This window comes from Klebsiella sp. 28, assembly GCF_018223905.1.
In the GTDB taxonomy this organism is placed as follows: Bacteria; Pseudomonadota; Gammaproteobacteria; order Enterobacterales; family Enterobacteriaceae; genus Klebsiella; species Klebsiella pneumoniae.
Map to the genome: position 1 here is coordinate 26,840 of NZ_JAGRQY010000122.1, position 15,036 is coordinate 41,875.

Here is a 15,036-nt window from a genome sequence, read left to right on the forward strand (position 1 = left end):
GGAGCCGCTATGTTTCCGTCACACTTACCAACCCCGCGCCGCCCGGCGGCGCAGAGCATTCCCATCCTGCGCTGGGGCATTATCGGTCCTGGCTGGATCGCCGAGCGCTTTGTGCACTCATTGAAAACCTACAGCCGGCAGCAGGTGGTGGCGGTGGCCTCCCGCAGCCAGGCGAAGGCCGACCGGGTGGCCGCGGAATGGGGGATCCCCCAGGCTTACGGCCAGGTGGAGGAGATGCTGGCGCGTCCGGATATTGATGCGGTGTATATTGCGACGCCGCACAACCATCACTTTCCCGACGGCATGCAGGCGCTGAAGGCGGGCAAACATGTGCTGATAGAGAAACCCTTCGCCCTCAACCTCGGCGAAGGACGTGAGCTGCAGGCCGAAGCCGCCCGCCAGGGGAAGCTGGCGCTGGAGGCAATGTGGTGCGATTACGCGCCGAAATATGATGTGATCCGCCAGCTGCTGGAGGATGGGGCGCTCGGCGACCTGCATACCCTGCTGGCCGATCACGGCGAGTATTTCACCCGCGACCACCGCATCTTCAATGCCGATCTTGCCGGCGGGCCGATGATGGACCTCGGCAGCTATGTGACCTCGTTTGCGCTGATGGTGGGCGGCATGCCGCAGGAGATTGTCGCCCGCGGCAGCGCCACGGCGGAGGGGCTTAACGGTCAGACGTCGATGCTGTTTAGCTGGCAGAACGGGATGCAGGGGGTGTTAAACACCACTTTGTTCAGCAACACGCCGGGCGGGGCGGTGGTGGCCGGACGCCAGGCGACCCTGACGATCGACGGTCAGTTTTATGCCCCCGGCGGCTTCACGCTCGCCGCCAGCCAGAGCGGGCAGGTGCTGCGCTGGGAAGAGCCGCGCAATCGCTACGACCAGCTGTTCTGGCAGGCGGAGCATTTTGCCTGGTGCATTGGCCAGGGGCTGCGGGATTCGCCGCTGCGGCCGCTCAGTCGGGTGCTGCAGAATCTGCAGGTGCTGGATGAGGTGCGGCGCCAGGTGGGCGCGGTGTTTAACGAAGAACGCTAAGGAGCCGGCCGGGCAATGGCAGATAGCGCGAGCGTATCTGCCATTGCCCGGCAAAAGGACGCGTACGATGCCTGATGTCTGTTGCCCGGCGGCGCTGCGCTTGCACGGGCCTACGATTTTACTGCAACCGTTTGATATTAAATCAGATTAATGCCTGTGTTATGTAGGCCGGGCAAGGCATCGCCGCCGCCCGGCATAAAAGCGGCTCCGCGCCCGCTGTTCTTGCCCGGCGGCGCTGCGCTTGCGCGGGCCTGAGATATCAATGCAACCGTTTGATATTACAGTGTATTGATGCCTGTGTTATGTAGGCCGGGCAAGGCGACGCCGCCGCCCGGCATAAAACGGCTCCGCGTCGGCTGTTCTTGCCCGGCGGCGCTGCGCTTGCACGGGCCTACGATTTTACTGCAACCGTTTGATATTAAATCAGATTAATGCCTGTGTTATGTAGGCCGGGCAAGGCGACGCCGCCGCCCGGCATAACAGCGGCTCCGCGTCGGCTGTTCTTGCCCGGCGGCGCTGCGCTTGCGCGGGCCTGAGATATCTATGCAACTGTTTGATATTAAAGTGGATTAATGCCTGTATTATGTAGGCCGGGCAAGGCATCGCCGCCGCCCGGCATAAAAGCGGCTCCGCGTCGGCTGTTCTTTCCCGGCGGCGCTGCGCTTGCGCGGGCCTGGGATATCAATGCAACCGATTGATATTACGGTGTATGAATGCCTGTCTTCTGTAGGCCGGGCAAGGCATCGCCGCCGCCCGGCATAAAGGCAGGTACTGCGCTAGATAGCGGTTGCCTCGCACCCGCTCAGCGACAGTCGTCGACGGCGACAAACTGGCCATGCTGTAGGGACTGAACCGCCGCTTCGGCAATGGCCTGCGCCTGCAGGCCGTCCAGCAGGCCGGGCAGGTCGGCGACGGTTTCACCATTCAGGGAGCGAATAAAGGCGTCAAGATGCTGGTAATAAGATCCCTGTACCCGGCTGAACCAGTCTGGCCACAGGCCCGGCTCAATGCGCTGATTGCCGCGCCACAGGGTAGGGCCCGCCGGCGACTGGCTACCGGACTCCAGCGCGCCTTCGGCGCCCAGCAGGGTGATCCGTTCATCGTACCCGTGGCCGGTGCGGCGGGTATTGTCCAACTGCGCCAGCGCGCCGCCGCGCATCTGCATCATCAGGATGGAGGTGTCGACATCGCCAAATTCGGCAATGTCCGGCAGGGCCAGCGCCGCGCCCATCGCTGCTACGGTGCGCACTTCATCGCCAGTGAGAAAGCGCAGGAGATCGAAGAAGTGGATCGCCTGATCGCGCATCTGGCCGCCGGAGCTGCGCAGATAGTCGAGCGGCGGCATGCTGGAGGCGCGGCAGACCATCTGCACCAGCTCGACCCGGCCGATCAGCCCTTGCTCCAGCTGGCGGCGGAGCTGCTGATGGCTGCTATCGAAGCGCCGGTTAAAGCCGACAGTGACCGGCACGTTCAGGGGGAGCACCCGCTCCACCACCTCACGGGCGCGCGCCAGGGAGAGGTCGATCGGTTTTTCGCAATAGACCGCCTTGCCCGCCCTAGCGGCGGCTTCCAGCAGTTCGGCATGCGACGGGGTTGAACTGGCGATCAGCACCGCGTCGATGGCGTCGCTATGGATCGCCTCGCTCACGGTCACCGCCCGGGCGCCATAGCGGGCGGCCAGCGCCTGGGCGCGCTCCGGCGCGGTATCGGCCACCATCGTCAGCGCACTTCCTTCATGACGGGCAAGACTGGCGGCATGAACCTGACCGATAAAACCACTGCCTACCAGGGCAAAACGTTTGCAGATCATTTTTTTCTCCAGAATGGCGAGGGGACGCTGCCACCATAATCGGTTTGCTAAACTCACTGACACTGCCGTTTTGATGGATTTCCATCATGAAGAGAGGGGCGATGAAAAACATTTCACTGGCGATGCTGGCCAGACAGATTGGCGTCGGCGTGGCCACCGTTGACCGGGTGCTGAACGAGCGCGGCGGCGTATCGCCGCAGACCACGCGCAAAGTGCTGCAGGCGGCGCGCGAGGCGGGGCTGAAGCGGATCCTGCCGGAGGAGCACCGCTTTCCCTGGCAGATTGAGGTCTTTCTCAGCAGCAATGACTCGTTCTTCTTTCCGCAGCTGGCGCAGGATTTTGCCGCCGTGGCGGATAGCCTCGGCTATCGCCGTCTGACCTTGCACCGCACCTTTGTCCCGGAGTCGCAGCCGACGACGCTGGCCCGGCGCATTGCGCGCAGTTGCCAGCAACGTCAGGGGATCATCGTCTTCGGCAATGACCATCCCGCGGTGCATGACGCGCTGCGCCGCTGCCGGGAGGCTGGCGTCCCGGCGATCACCCTGGCGACGGACCTGCCCGGCGCCGACCGACTCTGCCACGTGGGGATCAATCAGCTGCAGGCTGGCCGCACGGCGGGGTTAATGCTGGGGAGAATGACGCCGCGGCCCGGCGAGGTGCTGATGGTCAGCGGCCGGCAAGATTACAGCGCGCATCGCCTGCGCATTCAGGGGTTCCGCGAGGTGCTGAGCCAGCGCTTTCCCCACCTGCAGCTCAGCGACGTGCTGGCGGGCGAGGAGCGGCGGGAGCAGATCACCCGCCTGGTGGAGCAAGCCCTGTGCCGCAGCCGAAATATTGTTGGGATCTATAACACCGGGCTTGGCAATACCCAGATTGCCGAGGCGCTGGCCCGCCACCGCCGCGAAGGCGACGTCTGCTGGATCACCCATGAGCGTTACAACACCACCCGGCAGCAGCTGGCGAAGGGCAGCCTGGCGTTAACGCTCGATCAGAACACCCGCCAGCACGCCCAGCTGGCGATCGACCTGATGCTGCGCCATCTGGAGTCCGGCTACCAGCCGCAAACCTATGCCGACGGTAAAGTCGACTTTATCCTCTACAGCGCCGAGAACGTGGACTAAGGCGTGCGGCGCCTCCCTTCCTGACAACACGGATTTCCCCGGCGGGTAAATGACCACCCCGCCGGGAGGGATCGCTTCAAAGCGTTGTCTGCTTCTCATTTTTCGCTCATTTATGCGGCAATGTTAGATGTCTGTCAAAATTCTGTTACTGCATAGTTTTAAAATTTTCATTTCAGTTATTTACTTATAAAAGTTTCAAATGTCTTGTTAATGAAATAAATGGTCTGAAATCCATGTTGCGGCGTAAATGGACTGATGTTTCAAAATAGTGATGATAAAACAGCCGTTATTTGTGATTTAGATCACGATGGAGTGCGAGAGGTGCCGCAGCGTCGTCGATATACCAGCAGACATTTGCCGCAACGTAACTGAAATTAATTTTTCATTTTGTTTCATTCACCGGCGTACCTACAAAATCAAGGATCAACTATGAATATTAAGAAAACGATTGTTGCCTCTTTGTTAGCCTGCATGCTGCCTGCGGTGGTTATGGCAAAAGATGTCTCCATTGGCGTCTCGATGGCGCTGTTTGACGATAACTTCCTGACGATCCTGCGTACCTCGATGCAAAAAGAGATGAAAAAAGATGGCGTTAAATCGCAGATCGAGGACGCGAAAGGGGATGTCTCCCAGCAGCTGCAGCAGGTACAGAACTTTATCGGCCAGGGGGTGGACGCCATTATCGTCAACCCGGTGGATACCAACGCGGTGAAACCGATCATGGATCAGGCCACCAAAGCCGGGATCCCGCTGGTGTTTGTGAACCGCCGTCCGCAGGCGGAGCTGACCGACAAGATGGCCTATGTGGGATCGGACTCCATTCTTGCCGGCCGTCTGCAGATGGAAGCGCTGGCGAAAGCGATGAACGGTAAGGGCAATGTGGCGATCCTGCTCGGCGACCTGGCGAATGAATCCACTCGCGACCGCACCAAAGGGGTGGAAGAGGTGGTAGCGAAATACCCGAACATCAAAATCGTCCAGAAGCAGACCGCGAAATTTACCCGCAATGACGCAGTGGATGTGGTCAGCAACTGGATGACCAGCGGTGAGGATATCCAGGCCATCGCCTCCAACAACGATGAAATGGCGATCGGCGCCCTGCAGGCGCTGGGCAAAAACCCGAACCATATTCTCATCGCCGGCGTGGATGGCACCCCGGACGCGCTGCAGATGCTGAAGAGCGGCAAGATGATCGCCACCATCTTCCAGGATGCGAAAGGCCAGGGTGAAGGCGCAGTCGACGCGGCCATCAAGCTGGCGAACGGCGAGAAAGTGGAAAAAATCATCGACGTGCCGTATCAGCTGATCACCAAAGAGAACATGGCTGAATTTACCAACCGTAATCAGAAATAGTCCTGGCCAACCTGTGGTACGGAGGTGGATGTATGAACGCTTTTGCCCTTGAAGCCGAAGGTATCAGTAAGTTCTTCCCCGGCGTGAAGGCGCTCGATAATGTCTCATTGCGCGTGCGTCCGGGAACGGTGCATGCCCTGATGGGCGAGAACGGCGCCGGTAAATCCACGCTGATGAAATGCCTGATCGGTATCTATCGCCCCGATAAAGGGTCGATTCGCGTGAAAGGGGAGCCGGTGGAGTTTACCGACACCATGGATGCGCTGCGCTCGGGGATCTCGATGATCCACCAGGAGCTCAATCTGGTGCCGCATATGACGGTGGCGGAGAATATCTGGCTGGGGCGCGAGCCGATGAAGTACGGCTTTGTCGACCACGGCCAGCTGACCCGCCAGACCCAGGCGCTGCTGGATAAGCTCAATATCCGCTTAACCGCTGACCGGCTGGTGGGCGACCTGAGCATCGCCGCCCAGCAGATGGTGGAGATTGCCAAAGCGGTTTCATGGAACGCGGATATCGTGATCATGGATGAGCCCACCTCGGCGCTGACCGAAGGCGAGGTGGCTCACCTGTTCACCATCATCCGCGACCTGCGCGCCCAGGGTAAAGCGATCATCTATATCAGCCACAAAATGGATGAGATCTTTGCCATCACCGATGAGATCAGCGTCTTTCGCGACGGCACCTGGGTGGGGAGCAAAAACACCACCGAATTTACCCGGCAGTCGCTGATCACCCAGATGGTGGGCCGCGAATTAACCCAGCTGTTTCCGAAATTTAATAACACCATCGGCGAAGAGGTGCTGACGGTTCGCAACCTGACGCGTCAGGGCGTGTTCCATGACGTCAGCTTTAGCGTACGCCGTGGCGAAATCCTGGGCGTGGCCGGGCTGGTGGGCGCCGGGCGCAGCGAGGTGATGGAAAGCCTGTTCGGTATGGAGCGCTTCGACAGCGGCGAAGTGCTGATCGACGGAGCGCCGGTGACCATCGATTCCCCCTCCGTGGCGATTGAAAAGGGGATGGCATTATTAACCGAAGACCGGAAAAAGTCGGGCCTGTTTCTGGTGCTGTCGGTGCTGGAAAATATGAGTATCGTCAAAATGCCGGAATATATCGGCAAGAGCGGTTTTGTCCAGCACGTGAAAATGGCCGAAGACTGCATGGAGCAAATACGCCGGCTTAATATTAAAACGCCGACGATGGATCAAATTATTAATAACCTCAGCGGGGGGAATCAGCAAAAAGTCCTGATTGCGCGCTGGCTGTTAGCGCAACCGAAAATCTTAATTCTCGATGAGCCGACCCGCGGTATCGACGTCGGGGCGAAGGCGGAGATTTATCATCTTATCAGTGAACTGGCGAATCGGGGGGTGGCGGTGATTATGGTCTCCTCTGAACTGCCGGAAATCCTTGGCATGAGCGATCGGGTCATGGTGATGCATGAAGGTCGTATCACCGGCATCCTGGAAAAAGACGAAGCCGACCAGGAAACCATTTTGTCGTTGGCATCCCATTGAGGCACAGAGAATGAGTAATATGAAATTAACGGCGGCTCCGGCCAGCGAGGGTTCCTCCTTCTTCGCTAATTTGCGGCATAAAATGCCGAAAGATACCGGCATCTTTGTGGTGATGCTGGTGATTGCCCTGACCTTTGAAATCGCCGGCTGGTATGTTCGCGACCAGTCGTTCCTGCTCAATACCAACCGGCTGGTGCTGATTGTGCTGCAGGTGGCGATTATCGGCATCATCGCCGTGGGCGTCACCCAGGTGATCATCACCACCGGGATTGACCTCTCCTCCGGCTCGGTTATTGCCCTTGCGGCGGTGGTGGCGGCCAGCCTGGCGCAAACCTCCGATAGCCTGTCGCCAATGTTCCCGGCGCTGGTCAACCTGCCGGCGGTGATCCCCATTTGCGCGGGGATCGGCGTCGGCCTGCTGTGCGGCCTGACCAACGGTTTCCTGGTGACGCGGACCGGTATCCCGCCGTTTATCGCCACCCTCGGGATGATGGTTTCGGCGCGCGGTCTGGCGCAGTATTACACTCAGGGCAACCCGATCAGCTTCCTCTCCGACAGCTTTACGGCGATAGGCCAGGGGGCGATGCCGGTGATTATCTTCTTCGTGATCGCCGCCGTGTTTCACATTGCGCTGAAGCATACCCGGTATGGCAAATATGTGTATGCCATCGGCGGCAACATGACCTCGGCCAAAGTGTCCGGCATCAACGTGAATAAATATCTGGTGATCGTCTACACCATCGCCGGGGCGCTCTCCGGACTGGCGGGGGTGGTGCTGGCGGCGCGCGTCAGCAGCGGCCAGTCGAGTATGGGGATGTCCTACGAGCTGGACGCGATTGCCGCCGCGGTGATCGGCGGCAGCAGCTTAATGGGCGGAGTGGGGCGCATTACCGGCACCCTGATTGGTGCGATGATCCTTGGCCTGATCAAAAGCGGTTTTACCTTTGTCGGCGTCGATGCCTATGTGCAGGATATTATTAAAGGCATCATTATCGTTGCGGCGGTAACCATCGATATGCGTCGCAACCGGAAAAAACACTAATCTTATCAACGGGCTGCAACGGCGAAGGATGCCGTTGCCGCCCGTCCTGTCCAGAAATAAACAAAATACTCCCCGCCAGGCTCCGCCTGTCTGTTTTGCCCGCGCTGCGCATCCTGTACAGTTTCGCCACTTCCGTTGTCCATTCGTCAGGGGCCACGCGTGGCCTGCGGTTTCTGGAGTCGTATGAATACACCATCCTTTGGCAAATTCTCGCCGCGCTGGCTAGCGGGAAAAAGGGGCCTTATCGTCACGCTGCTCGCGGGGCTGGCGATCCTGGCGCTCGGTCGGGGCATGAATTTGCCGGCCAGAGAGGTTTACCGTGAGAGGCAGATCCGCCAGCTGGAGGAGGATGCGCAGTGGGTGGCGGAACGCCTTGAGCGGCGGATGAACATTCCGGCGCCGCAGCGGGAAGCGACCTGGCCGCTGGCGGCGATGCGCGCCGCTCTCCAGACCCTCGCCCGGGAGCGGCATTATCAGCTGCTGCTGGTGAATGGCGACGGGCATCTGCTGGCGGCATCGCACGCGCTGCCGGCCAGCGTGCTGGCCCAGGTGCAGGCGCAGTTCCCGCGAGAGATGCAGCCCCCGCTGTTCGGCAGCCACTACCAGACCATTCAGCCATTCGCCCCGCATCAGCGGATGTTAAGCCAGGCGCTGAACGGCAACGCGGGGCTGGCGGGCTGGAATCTGGTGATGCTGGCGCCGGATGGTGGATTGCCCTCGTTGCTGGTGGCTTACCGCTGGCCGGTGACTATCGGCCTTGGCGCGGTGTTCGCCAGCGCGCTGCTGGCGCTGAGGCAGGCGGCGCGCGCCAGGCGAAAACGCTAATTGCCAACCGCGCCGTCAGGGATGGCGAATCTGCAGGGTGGCGGGCAGGTAGCGCTGAAGCGGCTCCGGCGCCTGACCGTCGATCAGCTGGCTGAGCAGATCGTAGCAGTGCCAGGCCAGCTGGCGATTATCCTGCTGCACGGTATCAATGCGCAGGGAAAGCGAATCATACAGATAGTGATCGTCGAAGCTGGCGAGATGAATATTGGAATCCAGCAGATGATGCTGGCTCATATAGCGCAGCACCCCTTCGAGCAGCCCGCAGGCCGCGGTGAAGAGCGCCTTCGGCGGACGCCCCAGCCGCGCGCAGAGCGCCGCGAACATCTCATAGCCGGAGCTGGGGTGGTAGTTGCCGTTGATCACCCACTCAGGGCGCAGCGTGATCCCCGCCTGGGCCAGGCCCTGGGTGAACCCCGCCAGCCGGTCGCGCGACGGCGACAGCCGCGGCTGGCCGCCGAGAAACCAGAACTCGTCCGCATGCTGAGGCGCGATACGGGAGATCAGCTCGGCCGTTGGGGTGACCGAGTCGGTCATCACCAGCGGCAGGGCGCTGTCGCTGGGGGAGCGGTCAAACAGCACCACCGGCAGCTGTTCGCTGAGCTTCTGATAGTCGGCATCGCTGTGCATACAAGAGGCGACAATCAGGCCGTCGACCTGGCGGGCGATCATGTTATTGACCACCACGCTCTCCTGGCCTGGGTTTTCGTCGGTGCAGGAGATAAGCAGCTGCACGCCGGCTTCCCGGCAGAGCGTCTCAAGCTCGTGGGAGAAAACGGCAAACCCGTAGTTGGTGATCTCCGGCACCACCAGACCAATGGTATGGCTGCGGTTATCGCGCAGCGAGCGCGCGTGAATGCTCGGCTGATAGTGCTGTTCGCGAGCGATCGCCAGCACGCGCTCGCGCGTCTCCTGCGCCACGCGCAGCTCTTTACCACGACCGTTGAGTACCAGGCTGGCGGTCGCTTTGGAGACGCCCGCCAGTTCGGCGATATCTTTGATAGTTACGCGTTTGGTTTTCATCAGCACCCGGGAGCCTGAAAGCAAAACGCTTATTCTACCATGCATGGCCGCAGCAGCCAGCGGCAGAATGCCACCGGCGTCGCACCGCTGAAAATGAGCTGCCCCGGATAGCCCGGGAAGAAGCGGCTGCTCATCACCCCCTCGCCATCGTTGATGAAAATCTCCACGCTGGAGCGGTCGATAAAGATCCGCAGGCGTCGCGCCTCGCCGCGCCAGTAGCGGTGATGCATCTCCGCCGTCTGCAGGCCGCGACGCGACAGACGCAGGCCGTCGCGATTGACGGTGAGCTGCAGGGCGCCGGCAAAGTCCAGCCCCAGCGTGCTGTCGGGGGAAAGGTCAAAGGCCAGCTCCATCGGGGCGAGGGGCAGGGTCTGTCCGCACCAGCCCTGGGCTTCCCCGCGCAGAGCGGCCAGCTCGCGCAGCGGACGCTGATACAGAGTGCCAGCCTGCCACTCCAGCTCACGCACGCAGGTCATCTGATGGATCCAGCCCTGCGCGCGGGTGGGCTGATGCATCTCTTCCCCGTCGGGGACGCCCATCCAGCCGACCAGCAGGCGGCGGCCATCTTTTGCCTGCATGGTCTGCGGCGCGTAGAACTCAAATCCGCTGTCCAGCTCGTGCAGCGGGCCGTGGTCGAAGATCCCGCGTTCGGCGTCGAAGCGGCCTGCCATCCACACCGCCGGATAGGTATTGAGAAAGCGCTGCGCTTCGCGGGCCAGCCCCTGCGGGCAGCAGATCAGCAGGTGGGTGTCCGCCAGCGGAAAGAGATCCGGGCACTCCCACATGTAGCCGGCGTTCGCCAGGCCGTTTACGTCGTGCCCGGCAATCTCGCCCACCAGGCGCCACTCCCGCAGGTCGCTGGCGGTAAACAGCAGCACTTTGCCGCGCTGTTGCACATCCTGCGCCCCAAGAACCATGTACCAGCGCCCGTCCTGCCGCCACACTTTAGGGTCGCGCACATGGCCGGTATAGCCTTCTGGCAGCGGCAGCACCGGCCCCAGCTTGCGGAAGGTGCCATCGGCATTCTCGGTCGCCAGACATTGCCAGGCGGTGCGCCCGCCGTCGGGGAATTTCACGTTGCCGGTGTAGCACAGAGTCAGGGCGCCCTCGAACTCGACCGCGCTGCCAGAGTAGCAGCCGTTGCGGTCATACTCTTCATCCGGCATCAGGGCGATAGGTTCGTGCCGCCAGTGCAGCAGATCGGCAGAGCTCCAGTGTCCCCAGCACTTATAGGTATGGTCGCAGGCGAGCGGGTTCCACTGATAAAACAGGTGGTAACGCCCGGCGACCTGGCAAAAGCCGTTAGGATCGTTCAGCAGTCCGTTGACCGGCGCCAGATGCCATTGCGGATAATGGCTGTCGGCCAGCGCCTGCGGCTGGCCCTGCATAACGGCCTGCAGGATCGCAGGCAGACGTGACGGTAATGACATTATTCAGCGTCCGTTTTGTATTTCAGCGTCAGAGAGAGCGCGAAGGCCACGGCGAAGGCGATCGCCATTCCGATAATGTAGTTCAGCAGCGAGCTGGCCTGCACGATAGCCATTCCCGGGATCGCCGTCAGGCCCACCGCGGTCATGTAGACGTGCATCGACACCACCCAGGCGCCGCCGGCGGCACCGCCCACCAGCGCGGCGATGAACGGTTTCACAAAGCGCAGGTTAATCCCGAAGATTGCCGCCTCGGTGATCCCCAGCATCGCCGAAAACGCCGACGGCAGGGTGATGGCTTTTATTTTGGCATCTTTGGTTTTAAACCACACCGCAAAGCAGGCGCCGCCCTGGGCGACGTTGGCCATCGCCCAGATCGGCAGCAGGAAGTTGACGCCAATCGATGGGTTGCCCAGCAGTCCGGCCTCGATGGCATGGAAGCTGTGATGGATACCGGTAATAACGATCACCGAATAGAGGCCGCCGAACAGCAGGCCCGCCAGCCAGCCGGCGTGGCTGATAAGCGTGCTGAGGATAAACGAAATGCCGTCGCCGAGCGCGCGACCGGCCGGGCCGATCAGCAGCAGGGCGATAAAGCCGGAGATAATCACCGTCAGGAACGGAGTGAGGATCAGGTCCAGCGCGTCAGGGATCACGCGGCGCAGCCGCTTCTCGACCATGCTCATAAACCACACCGCCAGCAGCACCGGGAAGACGGTGCCCTGGTAGCCGATCATCGCCACTTCGATGCCGAAGAAATTCATGGTGTGGAAGCCGGCGGCGACGCCCCAGGCGTTGGTCAGCGCCGGATGGGTGAGGATCCCGCCGAGGGTCGCGCCCAGATAGGGGTTACCGCCAAATTCGCGTGCGGCGGTAAAGCCGATCAGGATCGGCAGAATGATAAACGCCGCCGAACTGCACATATCCAGCATGATATAGAGAGCGTTGCTCGGGTCGACCCAACCGTAGGTTTTCACCATCCCCAGCAGGCCCATCAGCAGGCCGGAGGCGACGATGGCCGGAATAATCGGCACGAAGATGTTGGACAGCAGGCGGGCGATGCGCTGGAACGGGTTCAGCTTTTTCGCCGCCAGGTCGGCGGCTTCGGATTTGCTCGATTCGCTGATGCCTGCGGCCTGGATAAAGGCGGCATAGACTTTATTGACCACCCCGGTGCCGAAGATGATCTGCATCTGTCCGGCATTGCGAAAGCAGCCTTTCACCCCGTCGATTTTGCCAATCGCCTGCTGATCGGCGAGCGCGTCGTCGACCAGCACCAGCCGCAGGCGGGTGGCGCAGTGCGCGGCGCTGGCGATATTTTCCTTGCCGCCCAGCAGGGGAAGCAGTGAGCGGGAAATCTGTTCAAAATCCATAGTACCCTCTAAATGCATGATGATATGGCGTGGGCGGCGCCAGCCGTGGCAGGCGCCGCGAACCTTATATTTATGTGTTATTTACCCTGTCGCCCCGGTGGCCGTCAGAACCAGGTCTCCATTTGCATACCGAACGACCATTCGCCGCCCGATTTGAACCCGTTGCTGCCTAACGCGTCATCGTTGGCGTAGTTGTCCAGTTTTTTGCTCCAGTCCATCCACGATGTATAGAAGCGGATCTCCGGCCGCGAGAAGAAGTCGCCGATGCTGCCCACCTTGAAGGTCGGGGCGAAGGTCAGCTTGTAGAAGCTGCCATTGACCGCATGGCGATCGTTGTAGCCTTCAGGCTGCAGATCCATGTACTGATAGCTGCCCTCCCAGGCGAGGGCGAAGTTCTGCGTCACTTCCTGAATCAGACGCAGGTTGAGGGTGGCCCACTGATAGCTGTCGCCATCGACATAACGATCTTTACTGCTCTGCGCCAGCACGGCCGGGGCAATAAACCAGCGATCGCTCAGCGGCGTGGTGCCATAGCTGGCGAAGCGCCAGGTATTGGCCCCCGGGCGCAGCGCGCCGTCGGAGCCGATGCCTTTAACCTCGGCGCCCAGCCCGTGGCCGTACAGCAGGGCCGTTTTGCTGGTCCCGTCGCGCAGGCCATAGAAGCTCTCATTGTGCAGGCCCAGCAGGGCATGAACCCCGGTGTTAGCGGCATCGCCTTTCACCAGATTGCCGTTCGCGTCCTGGCGGTCGTCATTATCTTTCGCCCGCATCCCGCTGACCATCATCTGCACCGGGCCGGCAAAGTTATTCATGCTGACGATATAGTTCTGCACGCTGTTGCTGCTGTCGGCGATATCGCCAAAGTTGCGGCCGTATAACGAGAAGTTGCTGCGCAGGCTGTCGTTCCATTTCACGTCGTATATCCCGCCGCCGGTCCCGGCGAGGAACACCACATCCGAGTCAATCCAGTGGATGTCGAAGTTGTCGCGGTCAAAGCGTTTCCCGGCCCACAGGGTCGAGCCTTTGAACGGGCCTTCGAAGGTCGGCAGGTTGCCCAGCTCGACGAACGCCTGGCGTACGTTCAGGTCGCTGCTGCTTGCCGTCCAGTCGTTATAGGTGGTCTGTCCGTCGGCCACCATCACTTTGAAACGGGTGGTCGCCCCGTTGTCCAGGGTCTGTTTATGTTCGAGGTTCATTTCCACATAGGTGTCGGCCTGGTTGCCCAGGCGACCAATGGCGCCGCCGGTCTCCCCGGCGGGGGTCATATAAGCGCCGGATTTGGTACTGGCGGCCGAGTCGTTCATGATCACCCCGGAACGCGCATAGCCGTGGAACTCAAAGCCGCCGGGCCGTTCGGCTTTTTCTTCCAGTTGAGTGGTGCGCCTGGCCACCTGCTGGGTGGTGGCCTGGGTTTGCTGCTGCTGCTGGGTTAACTGCTGAACTTTCTGCTCCGCTGAGGCGGCGCGGCTTTCGGCAGTGCTGGCGCGGGTCTCGGCGTCCTGCAGGCGTTTTTCCAGGGCGGCGAGACGCGCTTCAATGCTGTTCAGGTCTGTCTGCCCATGGGCGGCGGCGGTGCCGGTTAGCAAAGCAATAAGAATGGCTAACTTCCGTTTTTTATACATGTTGGTGACATCCAAAGGTAAATCAGTGAGTGTGCTAATGTTTGCTAAACCGGTTTAGTTGATATGGTAAACATGTCGGTAACGCGGTGAAAATAAAAATTGCTAAACCGGTTTAAGAATTGTGATGTCGCCAGCAAAGTGGGCCGTTAACCGGCCCAAGGGGATCACTGCGAGCGCTGAAGATCGTCCCTGTAGGGCAGGGCGGTCATGGCGCCTTTGGCGGTGGTGGCCAGGGCGCCGCAGGTTTGCGCCAGCGCGAGGTCGGGAGCCAGGGCTGCGAGGTTGTCCGGGATACCGTGGGCGGCGAGGCCGGCGAGTAGCCCGGCGACAAAGGCATCGCCGGCGCCGGTGGTATCGACGGCCACCACCGGGCGGGCAGGGAAGTGGCTAACCTGCCCGCGCAGGGCGGCCTGGACCCCCGCTTTACCCTGGGTCACCAGCAGTAGCGTCGGCTGGAAGCGGGCGTTCAGCCGGGCGATGCCGCTGACGATGTCGTCGCTGCCGCTGATAAACGCCAGCTCCTCTTCCGAAAGTTTTATGGCGTCGGCGAGGGCCAGCGCCCGGTCGAGACAGTCGCGAAGGTCCTGCGGATCCTGCCACAGGTCGCTGCGGATATTGGGGTCGAAGCTGACATAGCCCCCGGCGCGCTTTATCGCCTCCATCGCCGCGAATGTCGTGCTGCGGCTCGGCTCCGCGCTGAGAGCGATGGAGCAGACGTGCAGCCACTGACCGGCGGCAAACGGCGGGAGATCCTCGGGCTGAAGGAACAGGTCGGCGCTCGGACGGACCATAAAGGTAAAGGTGCGCTCCCCGTGGCTATCGAGATCGACCACCACCGTGGAGGTGCGCTGCGCCGCATCGAGGCGCATGTAGTTCACATCCACC

The 15,036-nt window shown here is 61.1% G+C and carries 11 protein-coding genes and 1 pseudogene; 6 read left to right on the plus strand and 6 right to left on the minus strand.

Translation table 11 applies throughout. The annotated features are described in order from the left end of the window. The first annotated feature begins 9 nt into the window (after nt 1-9). Complete coding sequence (locus tag KHQ28_RS20265; protein WP_032419280.1) at nt 10-1,041, plus strand: Gfo/Idh/MocA family protein; 1,032 nt, start codon at nt 10-12, stop codon at nt 1,039-1,041. 802 nt (nt 1,042-1,843) lie between these two features. Here KHQ28_RS20265 and KHQ28_RS20270 read toward each other — a convergent pair. Beyond that, complete coding sequence (locus KHQ28_RS20270) at nt 1,844-2,851, minus strand: Gfo/Idh/MocA family oxidoreductase (RefSeq protein ID WP_004183249.1); 1,008 nt, start codon at nt 2,849-2,851, stop codon at nt 1,844-1,846. A 101-nt stretch (nt 2,852-2,952) separates the two neighbouring features. Here KHQ28_RS20270 and KHQ28_RS20275 point away from each other — a divergent pair, with 101 nt between their 5' ends. From KHQ28_RS20275 to KHQ28_RS20295, 5 genes and pseudogenes are all read left to right on the plus strand, one after another. After that, complete coding sequence (locus KHQ28_RS20275; RefSeq protein ID WP_004191476.1) at nt 2,953-3,972, plus strand: LacI family DNA-binding transcriptional regulator; 1,020 nt, start codon at nt 2,953-2,955, stop codon at nt 3,970-3,972. A 429-nt stretch (nt 3,973-4,401) separates the two neighbouring features. Then, the gene (locus tag KHQ28_RS20280) at nt 4,402-5,325 is read left to right on the plus strand and encodes a sugar ABC transporter substrate-binding protein (RefSeq protein WP_002892597.1); all 924 of its coding nucleotides are present in this window, start codon (nt 4,402-4,404) and stop codon (nt 5,323-5,325) included. A 32-nt stretch (nt 5,326-5,357) separates the two neighbouring features. After that, nucleotides 5,358-6,842: a sugar ABC transporter ATP-binding protein gene (locus KHQ28_RS20285; protein ID WP_004142660.1), complete on the plus strand. Its 1,485-nt coding sequence runs from the start codon at nt 5,358-5,360 to the stop codon at nt 6,840-6,842. Nucleotides 6,843-6,861: 19 nt separating this feature from the next. Continuing rightward, nucleotides 6,862-7,884: an ABC transporter permease gene (locus KHQ28_RS20290; protein WP_004152946.1), complete on the plus strand. Its 1,023-nt coding sequence runs from the start codon at nt 6,862-6,864 to the stop codon at nt 7,882-7,884. A gap of 183 nt (nt 7,885-8,067) precedes the next feature. Next, nucleotides 8,068-8,677 (plus strand): annotated as a pseudogene (locus KHQ28_RS20295) (hypothetical protein). 47 nt (nt 8,678-8,724) lie between these two features. On the opposite strand, the gene KHQ28_RS20300 reads toward KHQ28_RS20295, so the two are convergent. The 5 genes from KHQ28_RS20300 to KHQ28_RS20320 form a co-directional block, all read right to left on the minus strand. Beyond that, complete coding sequence (locus KHQ28_RS20300) at nt 8,725-9,735, minus strand: LacI family DNA-binding transcriptional regulator (RefSeq protein WP_014907957.1); 1,011 nt, start codon at nt 9,733-9,735, stop codon at nt 8,725-8,727. 23 nt (nt 9,736-9,758) lie between these two features. Next, nucleotides 9,759-11,159 carry a sucrose-6-phosphate hydrolase gene (locus tag KHQ28_RS20305; protein WP_032419278.1) on the minus strand — a complete coding sequence of 467 codons (1,401 nt, stop codon included), beginning with the start codon at nt 11,157-11,159 and terminating at the stop codon, nt 9,759-9,761. Then, complete coding sequence (locus KHQ28_RS20310; RefSeq protein ID WP_002892640.1) at nt 11,159-12,529, minus strand: sucrose-specific PTS transporter subunit IIBC; 1,371 nt, start codon at nt 12,527-12,529, stop codon at nt 11,159-11,161. The genes KHQ28_RS20305 and KHQ28_RS20310 overlap by 1 nt, the downstream gene beginning before the upstream one ends. Before the next feature lie 104 nt (nt 12,530-12,633). Continuing rightward, the gene (locus tag KHQ28_RS20315) at nt 12,634-14,151 is read right to left on the minus strand and encodes a carbohydrate porin (RefSeq protein ID WP_004147437.1); all 1,518 of its coding nucleotides are present in this window, start codon (nt 14,149-14,151) and stop codon (nt 12,634-12,636) included. A 164-nt stretch (nt 14,152-14,315) separates the two neighbouring features. Further along, the coding region (locus KHQ28_RS20320) for an aminoimidazole riboside kinase (protein WP_211777664.1) at nt 14,316-15,036 on the minus strand (721 nt) is incomplete at its 5' end.